This window comes from Streptomyces sp. NPDC051636, assembly GCF_044453765.1.
Taxonomy (GTDB): Bacteria; Actinomycetota; Actinomycetes; order Streptomycetales; family Streptomycetaceae; genus Streptomyces.
The window spans coordinates 15078-31039 of the sequence record NZ_JBITDA010000024.1; the positions used below are offsets into that span (position 1 = coordinate 15078).

Consider the following 15962-nt stretch of genomic DNA (forward strand, 5'->3'; position numbering starts at 1 on the left):
CCTGACAATGCGGGCATGACCTGGACCATCGCCCCGGAACCCTTCGACTCCCCGGTAGCGGCAGCGCTCTGGCGCGCGTACTACACGGAGGTCAGCGACCGCTGGTATCTGCGCTTCGAGGGGCGACGGACCGGACCGGAGGAGCTGGAGCGGGAGATCGCGGCCCGTACCGGCATGGAACTGGGCCCGCCGGGCGGGCAGTTGCTGGTGGCGTGGTACGACGGTGAGCCCGCCGGCAGCGCGGGCGTACGGCTCCTGGAGCCCGCCACCGCGGAACTCACCCGGGTTTTCGTGTACGAGGGGATGCGCGGCAAGGGCGGCGCCGCGCTGCTCGTCGCGGCGGCCGAGGACGCGGCGCGCTCGCTCGGCGCCGAGCGGATGATCCTGGACACCCGCACCGACCTGGTGGAGGCCCGTGCCCTGTACGCCCGGCTGGGCTACACGGAGACCGGCCCGCACAACGACGACCGGTACGCCGAGCACTGGTTCCGCAAGGACCTCGTCGAGGGCCTCAACTGACCTTCGCCACCGTCCCGTTCTGCGGCCGCTCCCGCTCCGAACCGCACAGCTCGTCGGTCAGCTCCCTCACCAACTGGACAAGGTCGGTGGGGCGGTCGGGGCCCCACCAGTCGCCCAGCAGCTCGGCCAGCGACTCCTCGCGGGCGTGAGCCAGCCGGTCGGCGACCACGCGGCCCTCATCGGTCAGCATGAGGTCGAGGCCCTGGCGCACGGCGAGGCGGCGCACCTCGACCTGGCGGGCGGCGGCGAGGATCACGTTCAGCGGGACGGAGCTGCGCTCGGCGAGCATGCCCGGCTCCACCGACCCGTACCGCCTGATCCTCAGCAGCAGCCAGCTCGTCGCGGGCAGCAGGTCGTACCCGGCCCGTTCGGTGATCTCCCGGTAGATCTCCCGCCGCCCCTCCCGGGTGCCGAGCAGGGACAGGGCGCGGCACACCTCGTCGTACGAGGACCGCTCGACCGGGTTGGGGGCGATGGTCTCCGACACGTCCGGCGCCGTGACCGAGCCGCGCAGCCGGTCCTCCTTCAGGAACCACGCCAGTACGAAGCCGAGGAGGGCGACGGGAGCCGCGTACAGGAACACGTCGGTGATCGAGGACGCGTACGCGTGCAGGGCCGCCGGGCGCAGCGCGGGCGGCAGGGCGGCGATGCCGCGCGGGTCGGACTTGAGGGCGTCCGCCGACAGGCCGTCCGGCAGCCGGGCGCCCCGGAAGGCGTCGGTGAGCTTGTCGCCGAGGCGGCTCGCGAACAGCGTGCCGAAGATGGCGACGCCGAACGAGGCCCCGATCGAACGGAAGAAGGTCGCGCCGGAGGTGGCGACGCCGAGGTCCTCGTACGAGACGGCGTTCTGCACGATGAGCACGAGCACCTGCAGGACCAGGCCGAGGCCCAGGCCGAAGACGAAGAAGTACACGCTCATCCCGGCGGTCGAGCTGTGCTCGTCGAGCCGGTGGAGGAGGAGCAGACCGAGGGTGGTGACCGCCGTGCCCGCGATCGGGAACACCTTCCAGCGGCCGGTGCGGCTGACGATCTGCCCGGAAACGGTCGAGGACAGCAGCAGGCCGAACACCATCGGCAGCATGTGCACACCGGACAGCGTCGGCGAGATGCCGTGCACGACCTGGAGGAACGTCGGCAGGTAGGTCATCGCGCCGAACATGGCGAAGCCGACGATGAAGCTGATCACGGCGGCGAGCGTGAAGGTGCGGATGCCGAAGAGCTTCAGCGGGAGGACGGGTTCGGCGGCCCGGCGCTCCACGGCGACGAACACGACGGCGAGGACGACGCCCAGCACCGCGAGCCCGATGATCTGCGCCGAGTCCCAGCCCCAGGTGCTGCCGCCCAGCGAGGCGACCAGCACCAGGCAGGTGGCGACCGCCGCGATCAGGAAGGTGCCCAGGTAGTCGATGACGTGGCGGGCGACCCGGCGCGGGATGTGCAGGGCGGTCGCGATCACGGCGAGCGCGACGACACCGACGGGCAGGTTGACGTAGAACACCCAACGCCAGCTCAGATGCTCGGTGAACAGCCCGCCGAGCAGCGGCCCCAGCACGCTGGTCGCGCCGAAGACGGCGCCGAACAGCCCCTGGTAGCGGCCGCGCTCACGCGGGGGCACGATGTCCCCCACGATCGCCATCGACAGCACGATCAGCCCACCGCCGCCCAGACCCTGCAGCGCCCGGAAGCCGATCAGCTGCGGCATGTTCTGCGCGGCCCCGCACAGCGCGGAGCCGACGAGGAAGATCCCGATCGCCGTCTGGAACAGCTTCTTGCGCCCGTACTGGTCCCCGAGCTTGCCCCACAGCGGGGTCGCGGCCGTGGAGGCCAGCAGGTAGGCGGTGACGACCCACGACAGGTGCTCCAGCCCGCCCAGGTCACTGACGATGGTGGGCAGCGCCGTCGACACGATCGTCTGGTCGAGGGCGGCGAGCAGCAGGCCGAGGAGCAGGGCTCCGATCGAGACGAGGACATTGCCGCGCACGTGCTCGGCGTCCTCGGGACTGTCGGCCTTGCTCCTCCTGCTGTGCGCGTCCAGGGCCATGGAGACCTCCAGGGGCTCTTGTGACACCTTCCATCGTGATCGGTGTCACCCGTTATGGCCTGTTGAGTCCTCTCGGTGACGGTATTCCGGGGGCCGCCGTCCGGTAGATGTGGGGGAGGTCTGCATAATCTGTGGAGCCCTGGGGTCGTGATTCGTATGGGGAGGGAACGAACGCGTGACAGGACCGAAGGGCCACTCATGCCCGGAATGCGGCGCGCCGAAGGGGCCGGGCAACACCCCGACCTGCGGCTGCGCCCAGCGGGCGTCCGACGCCCTGCGCGAGACGCGCACGGCCGATGCGGCGGCTGCGGAGGACTTCGACCCGCTGCGGATACGTCCCTACGTCGACCTGAACGCCCCGCCGCACCGGACGGAACCGGACCCGGGCACCCCGGCCCGGCACCCCTCCGAGCCGACGCCGGGGGCGAGCACCCCGCACCGGCCCGAGCCGGACGGGGACCGGCCGGACACCGGCCCCCTCGGCCCCGCCCCGGCCGCAGACACCACGATGCCGCTGCCCGCGGCGGATCCGGAGCGGGGTCCTGACCGGCCGGGTGACTGGCTCAGCGGGCCCGAGGGCCCCGGGGCCGTCGACGGCGAGCCTCGCCGCCGCCCGCGCCCCGCCCTGCTCCTTTCCGTCGCCGGAGCACTGGCCGCGCTGGTCGCGGCGGCCGGTTTCGCGAGCGGCCTGTTCTCCCACGCCACGCCGTCGCGGGACGGGGCGGCGCCCCAGGAGGTGCGGGAGAGTGTCCCGGACGCGAGGACGAGCGCCCCGGCACCTTCGGCATCCACGCACACGGCCTCGCCGCCCCCGAGGTCCGCGTCCCCCTCCCAGTCCCCCAGCAGCAGCCCGTCCGCCACCCCGTCCTCCTCGGCCTCGACCACGTCACCGCCCTCCCCCAGCCCCACCCGCTCCACCGAGCCGACCCGGACAGCCACGCCGGCCAACACCCCCGCCCCGGCGGCCCCGACCCCCGAGCCGGTCCTGCGCCCCGGCGACCGAGGCCCGGAGGTGACCGAACTCGAGCTCCGCCTGCGCCAGCTGAACCTCTACGCCGGTCCCGTCGACGCCGACTACACCAGCGAGGTCGAGGACGCCGTCCGCACCTACCAGTGGGCCCGGGGCATCCGGACCGACGACCTCGGGGTGTACGGGACGGCGACCCGAACGAGGCTGGAGTCGGAGACGTCGGAACCGTAGAGACGTGATCAACGCACCTGGGCGGTGGGAAGTGAGAGGCCGGCGTAGACCTGGTTGAGGACTGTGGGGAGCAGGGCCTGGGCCGTGGTCCTGCTGTCGGGTGACAGGGTCAGGTTCGTCCAGATGACGAGCGTGACGTCGTTGTCCGGGTCATGGCCGATGAAGGAGTTGAAGCCGGGGAGTTCACCGCCGTGGTAGTACATCGCGGCGTGCGGGCCGAAGCGCTGGTAGGCGATGCCGTATCCGTACTTCTGCCCGTCGGGCGCGGCCGGGTCCTCCGCCTGCGGGCTGCGGAGCCACTGCCGCTGGGAGGCGGGGTCGAGGACCTTGCCCGTCACCAGGGACCGGATCCAGGCGGCCATGTCGTCCGCGGTGGAGATGGCGCCGCCGGCGGCGGTGGCGTAGGAGGGGTTCTGGTGGGTGTAGTCCTCGGGCTTGAGCTTCCCGGACCGGGCGGCGGCCTGCATGTCGGCGGGGTAGGGCTGGTCGGACAGTGCGTGGGCCGTTCCGCCGTACATGTAGCCGTGCGAGTAGGGGGTGGGGATGGACACGTCGGCGGCGCCGGGCAGCGAGGTCCCCGCCAGTCCGAGGGGGGCGAACAACCGGTCCCGGAACTGCTGGGCCAGCGGGCGGCCGCCCGCCTTCTCCGCGACGAGGCCCAGCAGCGCGTAGTTGGTGTTGCAGTATTCGTAGGACGCGTCGGGTGCGAAGTTCGGCGGGCGCCGGAACGCGATGTCGAGCATCTCCTGGGGTGTGCGGGCCTTCCCCGGGTCGGCGTCCAGGGCCGCCGCGAGTTCGGGCGCGCTGGTGTAGTTGTAGAGCCCGCTGCGCATCTTCAGCAGCTCGGCGAGGGTGAGGTGTTCGCCGTTCGGCACTCCGGGCACGTAGGCGGACACCGGGTCGCTCAGCCGGAGTCTGCCGTCGTGGGCGAGGAGGACGATCAGCGCTGCGGTCATGGTCTTGGTGTTGGAGGCGATCCGGAAGTGGTCGCCCGTGGCGGGCGGTTTGGTCGTGCCCGACTCGGTTGTGCCGGTGGTCGCTCGGAACGTTCCCTGCGGGGTGCGGAGCAGGACCACCGCGCCGGGAACCTTCAACTGCTTCGCGGCATGCTCCACGGCGGACCGCAACGCGGCCGGATCGATGGACTTCAGCGCCGGCCCGGTGGGGTCGTCGGCACTCGCCGTCGCCGCAGGTGCTGCCGACGCGGCCGTACGGGACGTGGCACCCGCCTGCGCGGGCAGGGCGCCGGTGACCAGCAGGGCGGCGGCACATGGTGCCACCAGGGCGATGCGGCGAGCGACGCGCCCTGCCCTTGAGCCGGCCCCCGGCCGGGAGTTCCTCATGCCGATATCACGACCATAGTCGCTCAAAAATGAACAATCGCCGCAATTTTAGCATTCTGTGACGAGCTAGCCGACGTACACCCGAACCGCTCCGCCCCCCAGCGCCTCCACCCGCACCTCCCGCAGGTCCCTCACGACCGTGTCCGGCCCATGGACCGCGGCCCTAGGCCCGACCCCCACCACCCGCATCCCCGCGGAGCGCCCCGCCGCGATCCCCGCCCCGGAGTCCTCGAACACCACGCACTCACCAGGACCGGCCCCCAACTCGGCCGCCCCCTTCAGAAACCCTTCGGGATCCGGCTTGCTCGCCCCCACCGACTCCGCCGTGATCCGCACATCCGGCAGCGGAAGCCCGGCCGCGGCCATCCGCGCCGTCGACAGGGGCACATCCGCGGACGTCACCAGCGCGTGTGCCACCCCCGCGCTCCGCAGCGAGGCCAGGAACTCAGCCGCACCCGGCACCGCCACCACGCCCTTCATGTCCGCGGTCTCCTCCGCGAGCATGCGCGCGTTGTCGGCCAGGTTCTCTTCGGCCGGCCGGTCGGGCAACAGCACCGCCATCGACGCGTGCCCCTGCCGCCCGTGCACGACCTTCATCACCTCGTCCCCGTCCAGCCCGTGCCGCTCGGCCCAGCGCCGCCAGACGCGATCCACGACGGCGTCCGAGTTGACGAGGGTGCCGTCCATGTCGAGCAGGAGGGCGCGGGCGGTGAAGACAGGGGGCGTAGCGGTGGCCGTCATCGGCAACTCCAAAGCTCGGACGGGGGAAGGCATGGCTGAACCCCCGGAGGGACAAGGCGGCCCCGCCCGCCGGTCAGGGAAAACGGGCGGGAGCCACTTTGTTCCCCCACGGTACAAAACCCTTCCGGTATCCGCCACCACCCCCGGGCAACGTTCACCCGGTGTTCAGCCCACCCGGCTCACCCCGCGACCGCCTCCCACAGGCTCCACACCCCGAGCACCAGCATCAGCACGGCCGCCACCTGCGTGATCAGCCGCAGCGGCACCCGCCGCATCAGCGCCTGCCCGCCGACGATGCCCAGCCCGGCCACCGCCCACAGCCCGAGCACCGCACCGAGGCCGACCGACAGCGGGTCGTCGTAGCGGGCGGCGAGGTTCGCGGTCATGATCTGGGTGAGGTCACCGAACTCGGCGACCAGGATGAGCGTGAAGCCGGTCCCCGCGACCTTCCAGAAGGACTGGTCGGCGGGCCCGCGGATCTCCTCCTCGTCGTCGCCCTTCTTCAGCAGCAGCGTCGCGGCCCCGCCGAGGAAGAGGACACCGGTGAGCGCGTGCACGATCTGCCGCGGGAGCAGGGTCAGGACGCTGCCCGCCGCGACGGCGAGCACCACGTGCAGCAGGAAGGCGGCGGCGACGCCCGCGAAGACGTACGAGGCGCGGTAGCGGGTGCCGAGGACGAGTCCGGCGAGCGCGGTCTTGTCCGGCAGTTCGGCGAGGAAGATGACGCCGAAGACGAGCGCCGTCACGGTGATGCTGATCAAAATCCCTCAATCGGTCGGGCTGCCCCACCGAGAGTGCTGCGGATCACGTGGACCGGAACGAGACACACCTCGGCACGGCAGCACACGGCACCCGTACCGGACGGCACAGGCGTGCACTGCTTGCCGAAGGTCTCGCTGGCCGGCCCCTCGATCCGGAAGATCCGAGGTCCGCCTCCGGGCGCCGGCTCAGGTGGCTGAGCAGTATGTCGACGGTCCGGCGAAGAGCTACTCCCCTTCAACGCCCTCCATGATACGTGAGGCTTCAACCGACTCGAGGGCCAAAAGTTCGCGCCTGAACCTTGTCGTGTCATGTACACGTCACTAACTTCTTACCGAGCGCACACCTCCCCGCAACGCGACACCGCGAGCATTCCTTCGCCCGCGCTCCGACACCCCCGCCCCACAAGGGAGTTCACATGGCTCGCCGCTCAAGGTTCTACGCGCGTCGACGACTGAGCATACTCGCGGCCCTCACGGGTCTGACAGCCTCCGCCGCCCTCTTCAACTCCCCGAGCGCCTCCGCCGCCCTGCCCACCCCGGTCAGCGGCTCCACCGCCCGCAGCTACCTCTCCCAGCTCACCGTGGCCACCGAGAACCGCACCGGCTACAGCCGCGACCTGTTCCCCACCTGGATCACCATCAGCGGCACCTGCAACACCCGCGAGTACATCCTCAAGCGCGACGGTACGAACGTCACCACCGACTCCGCCTGTGCGGCCACCAGCGGCAGTTGGTACTCCCCGTACGACGCCGCGACCTGGACCGCCGCCTCCGACGTCGACATCGACCACCTCGTCCCGCTCGCCGAGGCCTGGGACTCCGGCGCGAGCAAGTGGACCACCGCCCAGCGCCAGGCGTTCGCCAACGACGTCACCCGGCCCCAGCTGCTCGCCGTCACCGACAACGTCAACCAGTCCAAGGGCGACCAGGACCCGGCCACCTGGATGCCCTCGGTGACCTCCTACCGCTGCACCTACGTCCGCGCCTGGGTCCAGGTGAAGTACTACTACGACCTCTCCGTCGACTCCGGCGAGAAGACCGCGCTCACGAACTACCTCGCCAACTGCTGACGGACCCTCCCCGCCGCCCTCCGCCGTTCCGTACCGTACGGGGCGACGGAGGAGGGTGATCGCCGTGGCCGGACTGCGCCTGGGACCACTGCTGAGATACGCCGACGGCGCGTGCGCGACCGTCTGGGTCGAGGCGAGCCGTCCGTGCGCCGCCGAGGTGCGCTGCGCGGACGGCGCCGGCGGCACGGCCCGCACCTTCCAGGTGGCCGGCCACCACTACGCCCTGGTGCCGGTGACCGGCCTCACACCGGGCACATCGGTGCCGTACGAGGTGTTCCTCGACGGCAGCCGCGTGTGGCCGCCCGCCGACTCCCGCTTCCCGCCCTCCGTCATCCGCACGCCCGCCGATGATCAGGAGGTCCGCGTCACCTTCGGCTCCTGCCGCTGGGCCGCGCCCCCGGCCGACGGCCATGACCCGGTCGGCCCCGACGCCCTCGACTCCCTCGCCGTGCGCCTGGCGGCCGACCCCGAGGGCGAACGGCCGGACGTACTGCTGCTGTTGGGCGACCAGGTGTACGCCGACGAGACCTCGGCCGGGACCCGCCGCTGGCTGGCCGCCCGCCGCGACCTGCGCGAGCCGCCGGGCGCGGAAGTGGCGGACTACGAGGAGTACACCCGGCTCTACCACGAGTCCTGGCTGGACCCCGAGGTGCGCTGGCTGCTGTCCACCGTGCCCAGCTGCATGATCTTCGACGACCACGACGTGGTCGACGACTGGAACACCTCCGCCGCCTGGCTCGACGACATCCGCGCCACCGCCTGGTGGCAGGAGCGGCTGCTGAGCGGCCTGATGTCGTACTGGGTGCACCAGCACCTCGGCAACCTCTCCCCCGCCGAGCTGGCGGCCGACCCCGTCTACGCGGACGTACGAGCCACACCCGACGGCACGGATGTCCTGCGCGCCTTCGCCGCCCGCGCCGACACCGACCCCGCCTCGGTCCGCTGGAGCTACCGGCGCGACTTCGGCCGCGTACGGCTGCTGATGGTCGACTCGCGGGCGGCCCGGGTGCTGGAGGAGGACCGCCGCGCGATGCTCGTCCCCGGCGAGGCCGAGTGGCTGCGCGGGCAGGCGCTCGAGGACCGGGGGGCGTACGACCACCTGCTCGTCGGCACCTCGCTGCCCTGGCTGCTGCCGCACCTGGTGCACGACGTCGAGGCGTGGGACGCGGTGCTGTGCCGGGGCCGGCGCGGCGCGCGCTGGGCCGGGTTCGGGGAGTGGCTGCGCCGCCGGGCCGACCTGGAGCACTGGGCCGCCTTCCCGGAGTCCTTCGCCGACCTGGCGGGACTGCTCGCCGAGGCCGGCTCGGGGCCGGGGGCACCGGCGACGATCTGCGTACTGTCCGGCGACGTCCACCATGCCTACACCGCCGAGCCGTCCTGGCCGGCCCGCGTGCCCGAGGCCCGGGTCCTGCAACTGACGTGCTCCCCCGTACACAACTCCGTCCCGCTGTCTGTCCGGCTGGGCTTCCGCTTCGGCTGGAGCACCCCGGCCCGTCTCCTCGGCCGGCTCTTCGCCCGGCACGGGGGCTGCCCCCGGCCGCCGGTCACCTGGCGCAGGACGGGCGGGCCGTGGTTCGGCAACCAGCTCATGACGCTGACGCTGCACGGGCGTTCGGCCCGGCTGCGGCTGGAGGAGGCGCCGGCGGACGGGACCCTGCGGACCGTGGAGGAGTCCGTCCTCACCCCCGTATGAGGGCACATGGCGGGACAACGGGGACGTGTGGGGCCCGCGTTGGCTTCTGGGAGGGCCGACGGCATGATGAGGCGGACCGTCCGCTTCCCGCGGGCGGTCCGCTCCGTTTACTCCATCGCGCCCCACACGCCCGGGAGTCACACTCTTGTCTGCACCGACCGAGGACACCACCGCGGACCCCGCGGGATCCCTGCCGGTCTCCGTCGCCCTGGTCGGCGCCGGGCCTCGCGGCACCAGCGTCCTGGAACGCCTCTGCGCCTCCGCGCCCGAGCTCCTTCCGCCCGGCGTACGGCTGACCGTGCACGTCGTCGACCCGGCCCCGCCCGGCCCCGGGCGCGTGTGGCGCACCGCGCAGTCGGCCGAGTTGCTGATGAACACCGTGGCGAGCCAGGTGACCCTGTTCACCGACGACAGCGTCGACTGCTCGGGACCGATCCGGTTGGGCCCGAGCCTGCACGAGTGGGCCGACGGCACGCTGGGCCCGGACGACTACCCGACCCGCGCCCACTACGGCCGCTACCTGGAGTGGGTGTTCGCCCGCACCGTGCGCGAGGCACCGCCCGGGGTGCGCGTGGAGACGTACGCGGCCCGCGCGGTACGGCTGGACGACGCCGCCGACGGCCGCCAGGCCCTGACGCTGGACGACGGCCGCGTCCTGCCGGACCTGTCCGCCGTGGTCCTCGCCCAGGGCCACCTCCCCGTGGTCGCGGACGCGGCCCAGCAGCACCTCGCCGCGCACGCCGCGCGCCACGGCCTGCGCCACATTCCGCCCGCCAACCCGGCCGACGTCGACCTCTCCCCGCTCGCGCCCGGCGAACCGGTGCTGCTGCGCGGCCTGGGCCTGAACTTCTTCGACCATCTCGCCCTGCTCACCACCGGCCGCGGCGGCCGCTTCATCCGCGCCACCGACGGCGCCCTGCGCTACACGCCGTCCGGCGACGAGCCGCGCCTGTACGCCGGTTCGCGGCGCGGCGTCCCCCACCAGGCGCGCGGAGACAACGCGAAGGGGCCGTACGGGCGGCACCTCCCGCTCGTCCTCACCCCGGAGGTGATCACGGACCTGCGCAAACGCGCCGACTCCGGGGAGGCGCCGGACTTCCTGGCGCAGGTGTGGCCGCTGGTCGCGAAGGAGGTGGAGACGGTCTACTACGAGACCCTGGTCGGGGAACCGCAGTTCCGGGAGCGCTTCCTCGCGGTGGCCCACGGCAGTCCGCAAGAGGCGCTGATACTGGACGGGTTCGGGATACCGGAGGGCGACCGCTGGTCGTGGGAGCGGGTGTCCCGGCCGTACGCGGGACGGGTCTTCGCGGGACCGGACGACTGGCGGGAGTGGCTGCTCGGGCATCTGCGCGAGGACGCCGGGCAGGCCGCGCTCGGCAACGTCGCCGGTCCGCTGAAAGCGGCCCTGGACGTGCTGCGCGACCTGCGCAACGAGATACGGCAGGTCGTCGACCACGGCGGCCTGGCCGGCGCCTCCCGCCGCGACCACCTGGACCGCTGGTACACCCCGCTCAACGCCTTCCTGTCCATCGGTCCGCCCCGGCGGCGCGTCGAGGAACTGGCCGCGCTGGTCGCGGCGGGCGTGGTGGAGGTGCTCGGGCCGCGCCTGGAGGTGCGGGCGGCGGACGGCGCCTGGGTGGCGCACTCCTCCGACGTACCCGGCTCCGAGGTCCGTGTGAGGACTCTCATAGAGGCCCGGCTGCCGGAACCCGATCTGCGCCGCACCGCCGACGACCTCCTCGCCGGACTGCTGCGGACCGGGCAGTGCCGCCCCCACACCGTCGACGGTTACGTGACCGGAGGGCTGGATGTGACACAGCGCCCGTATCGCCTGATCAACCGTCAGGGCCGGGTCCACCCAAGGCGGTTCGCCTTCGGAGTGCCGACGGAGGGCGTGCACTGGGTGACCGCCGCGGGAGCCCGGCCAGGCGTGGATTCGGTCACGCTTTCGGATGCCGACGCGGTCGCGAGAGCCGCCCTGTGCGCGGCGGCGGCCGAAACGGAACCGCAGGCGGAAGCGGAACCGTCGCCGAATGTTGAACTTGCAAGCATCAGTTAGGACCGCCTAACCTGGGTGCCTCATTCGGTAGCCGCCCCACCGGCCGAAGGAGTCCCCCCACCATGTCCGCACGTCTCAACGCCGCTCAGCCCTACGCCCTCGGCCTGTTCCGGGTAGTCGTCGGCCTGCTCTTCGCCGTGCACGGCGCCGCCTCGCTCTTCGGCGTCCTCGGCGGGGCGACGGGCACCGACGGCGGCACCATCGACGCCGGCACCTGGCCGGGCTGGTACGCGGCCGTGATCCAGCTGGTCGCCGGCGGCCTGGTCCTGCTCGGTCTCGGCACCCGGGGCGCCGCGCTCATCGCCTCGGGCTCGATGGCGTACGCGTACTTCGACGTCCACCAGAAGGCGGCCCTGTGGCCGATCCAGAACGGCGGCGAACTGTCGGTGCTGTTCTGCTGGTCGTTCCTCCTGCTCGTCTTCACCGGCTCGGGCGCCTTCGGACTGGACCGGCTGCCGGCGCGGCGCACGGCGGTCGCGGAGAAGCCTGCGGCCGAGCGGGTCACGGCAGCGGCCTGACCCCGGACCACGGCGGTGCCCTCTCCCGGCTGCGCGGGGGAGGGCACCGTCGTATCCCACCTGGCCCCAACAACCCCCTGTGACCCTGCTGTCACACCCCCGGCGTACGCTGTATGGCTGTCAACGGGGGAATAACGGGGGAGTCGTCGTGTTCGAGAACGTGGGGTCACTGGCAGCCGTGATCGCCGCCGGTCCATGGATCTACGCCATGGTGGCCCTGTCGGTGCTGCTCGACGTCTTCCTGCCGGTGCTGCCGAGCGGCGTACTGGTGATCACGGCGGCCACCGCCGCGGCGGCCGGCTCCAACGCGGCGACGGGAGGCGTCCCGCAGGAGGTGCCGGACATCCTGGTCCTCATCCTCTCCGCGGCCACCGCCTCGCTCCTGGGCGACCTGGTGGCCTACCGGCTGGCCTGGCGCGGCGGGGAGCGACTGGACCGCGCGATCGCCCGCTCCCGCCGCCTGACCACCGCGCAGGAACGTCTCGGCGTGGCCCTCTCCCGGGGCGGCGGCGCCCTGGTGATACTCGCCCGCTTCGCCCCCGCCGGCCGCTCGGTCGTCTCCCTCTGCGCCGGCGCCGCCCACCGCCGCGCCCGCGACTTCCTCCCCTGGTCCGCCCTCGCCGGCCTCTCCTGGGCCGCCTACAGCGTCGCCCTCGGCTACTTCGGCGCGCAGTGGCTGGGCACCACCTGGCTGGCGACGGGGGTGTCCCTGGCAGCGCTGGTCCTTGCCGGGGCCGGCGCGGGGTACGTGATGCGCCGGCAACCGGCTTAGAGCCCCGGGCAAAACGGGAGCCGGGCTCCCGTTTTGTTCGGGGCTCTCAGGGCCTGTCCGACTCACGCCCACCGGGCCCTGGGCGCCCGTTAAACCGCCCGGCGGGCAGCCTGCCCCCGCACCTCCAACGCCCCGAGCAGTTCTGCCGTCGCCGACGCCACCGCCTCGACGGCCCGGTCGAACGCCTCCCGGTTGTGGGCGGCAGGCGCCCGGAACCCGGAGACCTTCCGCACGTACTGCAACGCGGCGGCCCGAATCTCCTCCTCCGTGGCCTCACCGGCCAGCGCGGGCGGACGCAGTGTCTTGATGCTCCGGCACATGACCCCAGTCTCCCCCAGCCTCCTCAGCGCGTCAGCAACCACCCCGCCGACCCCAGGTGCACCGCGGCCAGCGTGGCCGACGAGCCGAGCATGCCGGGGTTGCGCCGGGCGGCCCCGAGAGCCGCGTCGCCGAGCTGGGCCAGGCCGGCCACGACGAGGGCGGGAGCGAGCGCGTCCCACGCCCCGCCGGCCAGGAGCACAAGGACGACCACGCTCAGCGGGACGGCCCGTACGGCGTAGGCCCACGCGTAGAACACGACGCCCGTGTGCACGGGCTCGTCCGGGCCGAGGGCCAGGGCGGGGCGTACGGAACCGACCACGCCGAAGAGTCCCGAGCCGAGCGCGCCGAGCGCGTTGAGCAGGCCGATGAGCAGGTGTGCGGTGTGCGCGGACAATCCAATCACCCCATGAATCATTCTCACCTTGAATGGTTTGGGGACGGTACCGTACTCGGCATGAATGAAGTCAAGGGCTCCGCCGGCCTGCCCCAGACCCTGGTGTTCCGTCTCGGCACCCTGGGGGCGGTGATCGGCGACCGCTTCGCCGAGCGGATCGAGCCGTACGACCTCAAGCCCAAGCACGTGGGCCTGCTCACCGCCCTCGGTCAGGACTCGTTCGCCTCACAGCAGGACCTGGCGGCCCGGCTCGGCGTGGCGCCCAGCCTGGTCGTCTCGCTCGCCGACCACCTCGAGAGCCTCGGCGCTGTCCAGCGGGTGCGCGGCCCGGACGACCGCCGCCGCCAGGTCCTCACCCTGACCGAGCGGGGTCACCAACTCCTGGGCGACTGCGCCGCCGAGGCCCGCGCCCTGGACACGGAGATCACGGCACACCTCTCCGCGGACCAGCGAGACGCCCTCCTGGAAGCGCTGGGCGGGCTCGCGGCACGGGCAGGCCTGCCCACGAACTGAGCACCCCTCAGGACCAGGCACTCGTTCGCATGAACCTCTCGAACGAACTCACCACCCAAAATCGAACAGGCGTATCATTGGCCTGTGGCTGCGACCTATGACTTTCCGAGTGACCTCCTCGCCGGTCAGGAGGAGCTGCACCAGGTCAGGGCCGAGCTGTCGGCCCTGCTGAAGCGGCTGCCCTGGTCGGTCGAGCCGCTGGACGGCTTCAGTGACGACAACGGCTGGCGGAAGGTGGAGCGCCCGGCCTCCCCGGGCTGGACGACGGACGAACAGGCCGAGGTGGAGAAGCTGCGGCAGCGGGAGCACGAACTGGCGGTGTTCGTCAGCTGCCACCGCTTCTGGGCGGAGGTGGCCGCGGGCGACCGCGTCGACGCCCGCATGAAGCTCAAACACGCCCACGAGACACCGGAAGAGACCGACTGACACAAAGAAGGCCCCGGCCGTGATCGGCCGGGGCCTTCCCCGCGGTGGGCGCGGACGGTTTCGAACCGCCGACATCCTGCTTGTAAGGCAGGCGCTCTACCCCTGAGCTACGCACCCGCGACGAGTCGACAGCCTACATTGCCCGGGGCCGTGCCCCGCAAACCCGTATCGGCAAGCTTGGGAAACCGCGAACTGACCAGCCCGTGTGTTCGTCTACAACGGGTGGGAGAATGACGGCGCGCAGAGCGAACCACGGCACAGGAGAGGGATGTGGCGGCGACACCCCGAAGGACCCCTGGTCCGGTCCGTGGCTGGTTCGGCGGGCGGGCGGAGAGCCAGCGGGCGGAGGCGCAGGCGGCCAAGGACGCCGCCGCGGCCGCGTTCTACGAACTCGACACCGCCCAGCGCGACCTGCGGATCTCCATAGAGACGATCAGCGCCGTCGACGACTCGCCGGCGGCCCGCCGCGCGATCTCCGACTTCGAGGCGCTGGGCCGGCGTATCGACGAGGTCAGCCATCGCTACATCGAGGCCGTCGACGCGCATGACCTGGAGCGGGACGATCTGGAGTCCTCCGCCGCCGCCCGGGCCCGCAGCGAGCTGACCGCCGCCAAGGACGAACTGGTCCGCGTCAAGCAGGAACTGGACCGTTTCGGCAGCTCCCTCGGGCCGCTGCTCGGCAAGGCCGAGACGCAGCTGGCCCGGCTCGCCCCCGCCGTGGAGCGGGCCCGGCAGTCGCTGCTCGCCGCCTCGAACGCCCTCGACGCCGTACGCGAGTCCGGGCTGAAGGCCGACGACCTCGCCGCCCGGCTCGCGGCCCTCTCCCCCGAGCTGACCAGGCTGAACCAGGGCGCCGGGCAGCACGGCGTCCCGCAGACACTGGAACGCGCCGCGCGGGTGCAGCGGGAGGCGGAGGCGATCCGCGCCGAGGCCGCCCGGCTGCCGGAGAAGGCCGCCGAGATCGATCACCGCCTGGTCAGCCTGCGGACCCGCGCGCAGGCGCTGACCACCCGGGCCGGGCAGGTCGACCCCGTGCTGAGCGAGTTGCGCCGCCGCTTCGCCGCCGCCTGCTGGCAGGACCTGCAGCACGTGCCGGAACAGGCCGCCGAGAACGTCCGGCAGGCCGAGCGGAAGCTGGCCCAGGCGCAGGCCGCCCGGGACGCCCAGCGCTGGCCGGACGCCACCGCGCTGCTGTCGACGGTACGGGCGCTGCTGACCGCCACCGACGAGGCCGTGTCGGCCGCCGGTGACCGGCTGCGGCGGCTGAACGCCGTACAGAAGGACCCCCAGCAGGAGATCGACCGGACCCGGTTCGCGATCCGGGACGCGCAGCGGCTGGCCATGACCGGCCGGGCCACGCCCGACCCGCGGCACGCCCGGCCGCTGGACGACTCCGTGGCCCGTCTGGAGCGCGCGATCGCCACGTTGGAGGGCCGCCACCCCGACTACTGGCACTTCCTGACCGAGACCGAGGCCGTACGGCAGACGGTGGCGCGAGTGGTCGCGCAGATCCGTGAGGAGCGCGGGGGCGCCCACTGAGCCGTTTGCCGCCGGGGCGGGGCGGGCGGATATTGGGAGATACGTACGTTC

16 protein-coding genes and 1 tRNA gene are annotated in these 15962 nt (G+C 72.5%); 10 read left to right on the forward strand and 7 right to left on the reverse strand.

The annotated features are described in order from the left end of the window. The first annotated feature begins 15 nt into the window (after nucleotides 1-15). Nucleotides 16-519, forward strand: coding sequence for a GNAT family N-acetyltransferase (locus tag ACIBBH_RS32105; RefSeq protein WP_399410649.1), 504 nt, complete (start codon nucleotides 16-18; stop codon nucleotides 517-519). On the opposite strand, the gene ACIBBH_RS32110 is transcribed toward ACIBBH_RS32105, so the two are convergent. Further along, nucleotides 512-2560, reverse strand: a complete 2049-nt coding sequence (locus tag ACIBBH_RS32110) for a DHA2 family efflux MFS transporter permease subunit (protein ID WP_399410844.1) — start codon at nucleotides 2558-2560, stop codon at nucleotides 512-514. The two genes, ACIBBH_RS32105 and ACIBBH_RS32110, sit on opposite strands and share 8 nt — an antisense overlap. Before the next feature lie 175 nt (nucleotides 2561-2735). On the opposite strand from ACIBBH_RS32110, the gene ACIBBH_RS32115 reads away from it, so the two are divergent. Then, on the forward strand, nucleotides 2736-3761 hold the full coding sequence (locus ACIBBH_RS32115) for a peptidoglycan-binding protein (protein ID WP_399410651.1): 1026 nt from the start codon (nucleotides 2736-2738) through the stop codon (nucleotides 3759-3761). A gap of 8 nt (nucleotides 3762-3769) precedes the next feature. Here ACIBBH_RS32115 and ACIBBH_RS32120 read toward each other — a convergent pair whose 3' ends face one another. The 3 genes from ACIBBH_RS32120 to ACIBBH_RS32130 form a co-directional block, all read right to left on the reverse strand. Beyond that, complete coding sequence (locus ACIBBH_RS32120) at nucleotides 3770-5041, reverse strand: serine hydrolase domain-containing protein (protein WP_399410653.1); 1272 nt, start codon at nucleotides 5039-5041, stop codon at nucleotides 3770-3772. Between the two features lie 129 nt (nucleotides 5042-5170). Continuing rightward, on the reverse strand, nucleotides 5171-5845 hold the full coding sequence (locus tag ACIBBH_RS32125; RefSeq protein WP_399410655.1) for an HAD family hydrolase: 675 nt from the start codon (nucleotides 5843-5845) through the stop codon (nucleotides 5171-5173). Nucleotides 5846-6024: 179 nt separating this feature from the next. Beyond that, on the reverse strand, nucleotides 6025-6606 hold the full coding sequence (locus ACIBBH_RS32130; RefSeq protein WP_399410657.1) for a TMEM165/GDT1 family protein: 582 nt from the start codon (nucleotides 6604-6606) through the stop codon (nucleotides 6025-6027). A 416-nt stretch (nucleotides 6607-7022) separates the two neighbouring features. On the opposite strand from ACIBBH_RS32130, the gene ACIBBH_RS32135 reads away from it, so the two are divergent. The 5 genes from ACIBBH_RS32135 (at nucleotide 7023) to ACIBBH_RS32155 (ending at nucleotide 12718) form a co-directional block, all read left to right on the forward strand. Beyond that, nucleotides 7023-7676, forward strand: coding sequence for an HNH endonuclease family protein (locus ACIBBH_RS32135; protein WP_399410659.1), 654 nt, complete (start codon nucleotides 7023-7025; stop codon nucleotides 7674-7676). Between the two features lie 64 nt (nucleotides 7677-7740). Beyond that, nucleotides 7741-9369: an alkaline phosphatase D family protein gene (locus ACIBBH_RS32140; RefSeq protein WP_399410661.1), complete on the forward strand. Its 1629-nt coding sequence runs from the start codon at nucleotides 7741-7743 to the stop codon at nucleotides 9367-9369. 145 nt (nucleotides 9370-9514) lie between these two features. Next, nucleotides 9515-11428, forward strand: coding sequence for an FAD/NAD(P)-binding protein (locus tag ACIBBH_RS32145; protein ID WP_399410663.1), 1914 nt, complete (start codon nucleotides 9515-9517; stop codon nucleotides 11426-11428). Between the two features lie 62 nt (nucleotides 11429-11490). Continuing rightward, nucleotides 11491-11946, forward strand: coding sequence for a DoxX family protein (locus ACIBBH_RS32150; protein WP_399410665.1), 456 nt, complete (start codon nucleotides 11491-11493; stop codon nucleotides 11944-11946). A 148-nt stretch (nucleotides 11947-12094) separates the two neighbouring features. Next, nucleotides 12095-12718: a DedA family protein gene (locus ACIBBH_RS32155; protein ID WP_399410667.1), complete on the forward strand. Its 624-nt coding sequence runs from the start codon at nucleotides 12095-12097 to the stop codon at nucleotides 12716-12718. Nucleotides 12719-12807: 89 nt separating this feature from the next. On the opposite strand, the gene ACIBBH_RS32160 is transcribed toward ACIBBH_RS32155, so the two are convergent. Together ACIBBH_RS32160 and ACIBBH_RS32165 are read right to left on the reverse strand one after the other, a co-directional pair. Then, complete coding sequence (locus tag ACIBBH_RS32160; protein WP_399410669.1) at nucleotides 12808-13038, reverse strand: DUF2277 domain-containing protein; 231 nt, start codon at nucleotides 13036-13038, stop codon at nucleotides 12808-12810. A 23-nt stretch (nucleotides 13039-13061) separates the two neighbouring features. Then, nucleotides 13062-13433, reverse strand: a complete 372-nt coding sequence (locus ACIBBH_RS32165) for a hypothetical protein (RefSeq protein WP_399410671.1) — start codon at nucleotides 13431-13433, stop codon at nucleotides 13062-13064. Between the two features lie 60 nt (nucleotides 13434-13493). Here ACIBBH_RS32165 and ACIBBH_RS32170 point away from each other — a divergent pair, with 60 nt between their 5' ends. Together ACIBBH_RS32170 and ACIBBH_RS32175 are read left to right on the forward strand one after the other, a co-directional pair. Beyond that, complete coding sequence (locus ACIBBH_RS32170; RefSeq protein WP_399410673.1) at nucleotides 13494-13946, forward strand: MarR family winged helix-turn-helix transcriptional regulator; 453 nt, start codon at nucleotides 13494-13496, stop codon at nucleotides 13944-13946. A gap of 84 nt (nucleotides 13947-14030) precedes the next feature. Next, nucleotides 14031-14372 carry a hypothetical protein gene (locus ACIBBH_RS32175; protein ID WP_399410675.1) on the forward strand — a complete coding sequence of 114 codons (342 nt, stop codon included), beginning with the start codon at nucleotides 14031-14033 and terminating at the stop codon, nucleotides 14370-14372. Nucleotides 14373-14417: 45 nt separating this feature from the next. On the opposite strand, the gene ACIBBH_RS32180 is transcribed toward ACIBBH_RS32175, so the two are convergent. Further along, nucleotides 14418-14489 (reverse strand) — tRNA-Val (locus ACIBBH_RS32180). A 153-nt stretch (nucleotides 14490-14642) separates the two neighbouring features. Here ACIBBH_RS32180 and ACIBBH_RS32185 point away from each other — a divergent pair. Next, on the forward strand, nucleotides 14643-15911 hold the full coding sequence (locus ACIBBH_RS32185; protein WP_399410677.1) for a hypothetical protein: 1269 nt from the start codon (nucleotides 14643-14645) through the stop codon (nucleotides 15909-15911). Nucleotides 15912-15962: the final 51 nt, after the last annotated feature.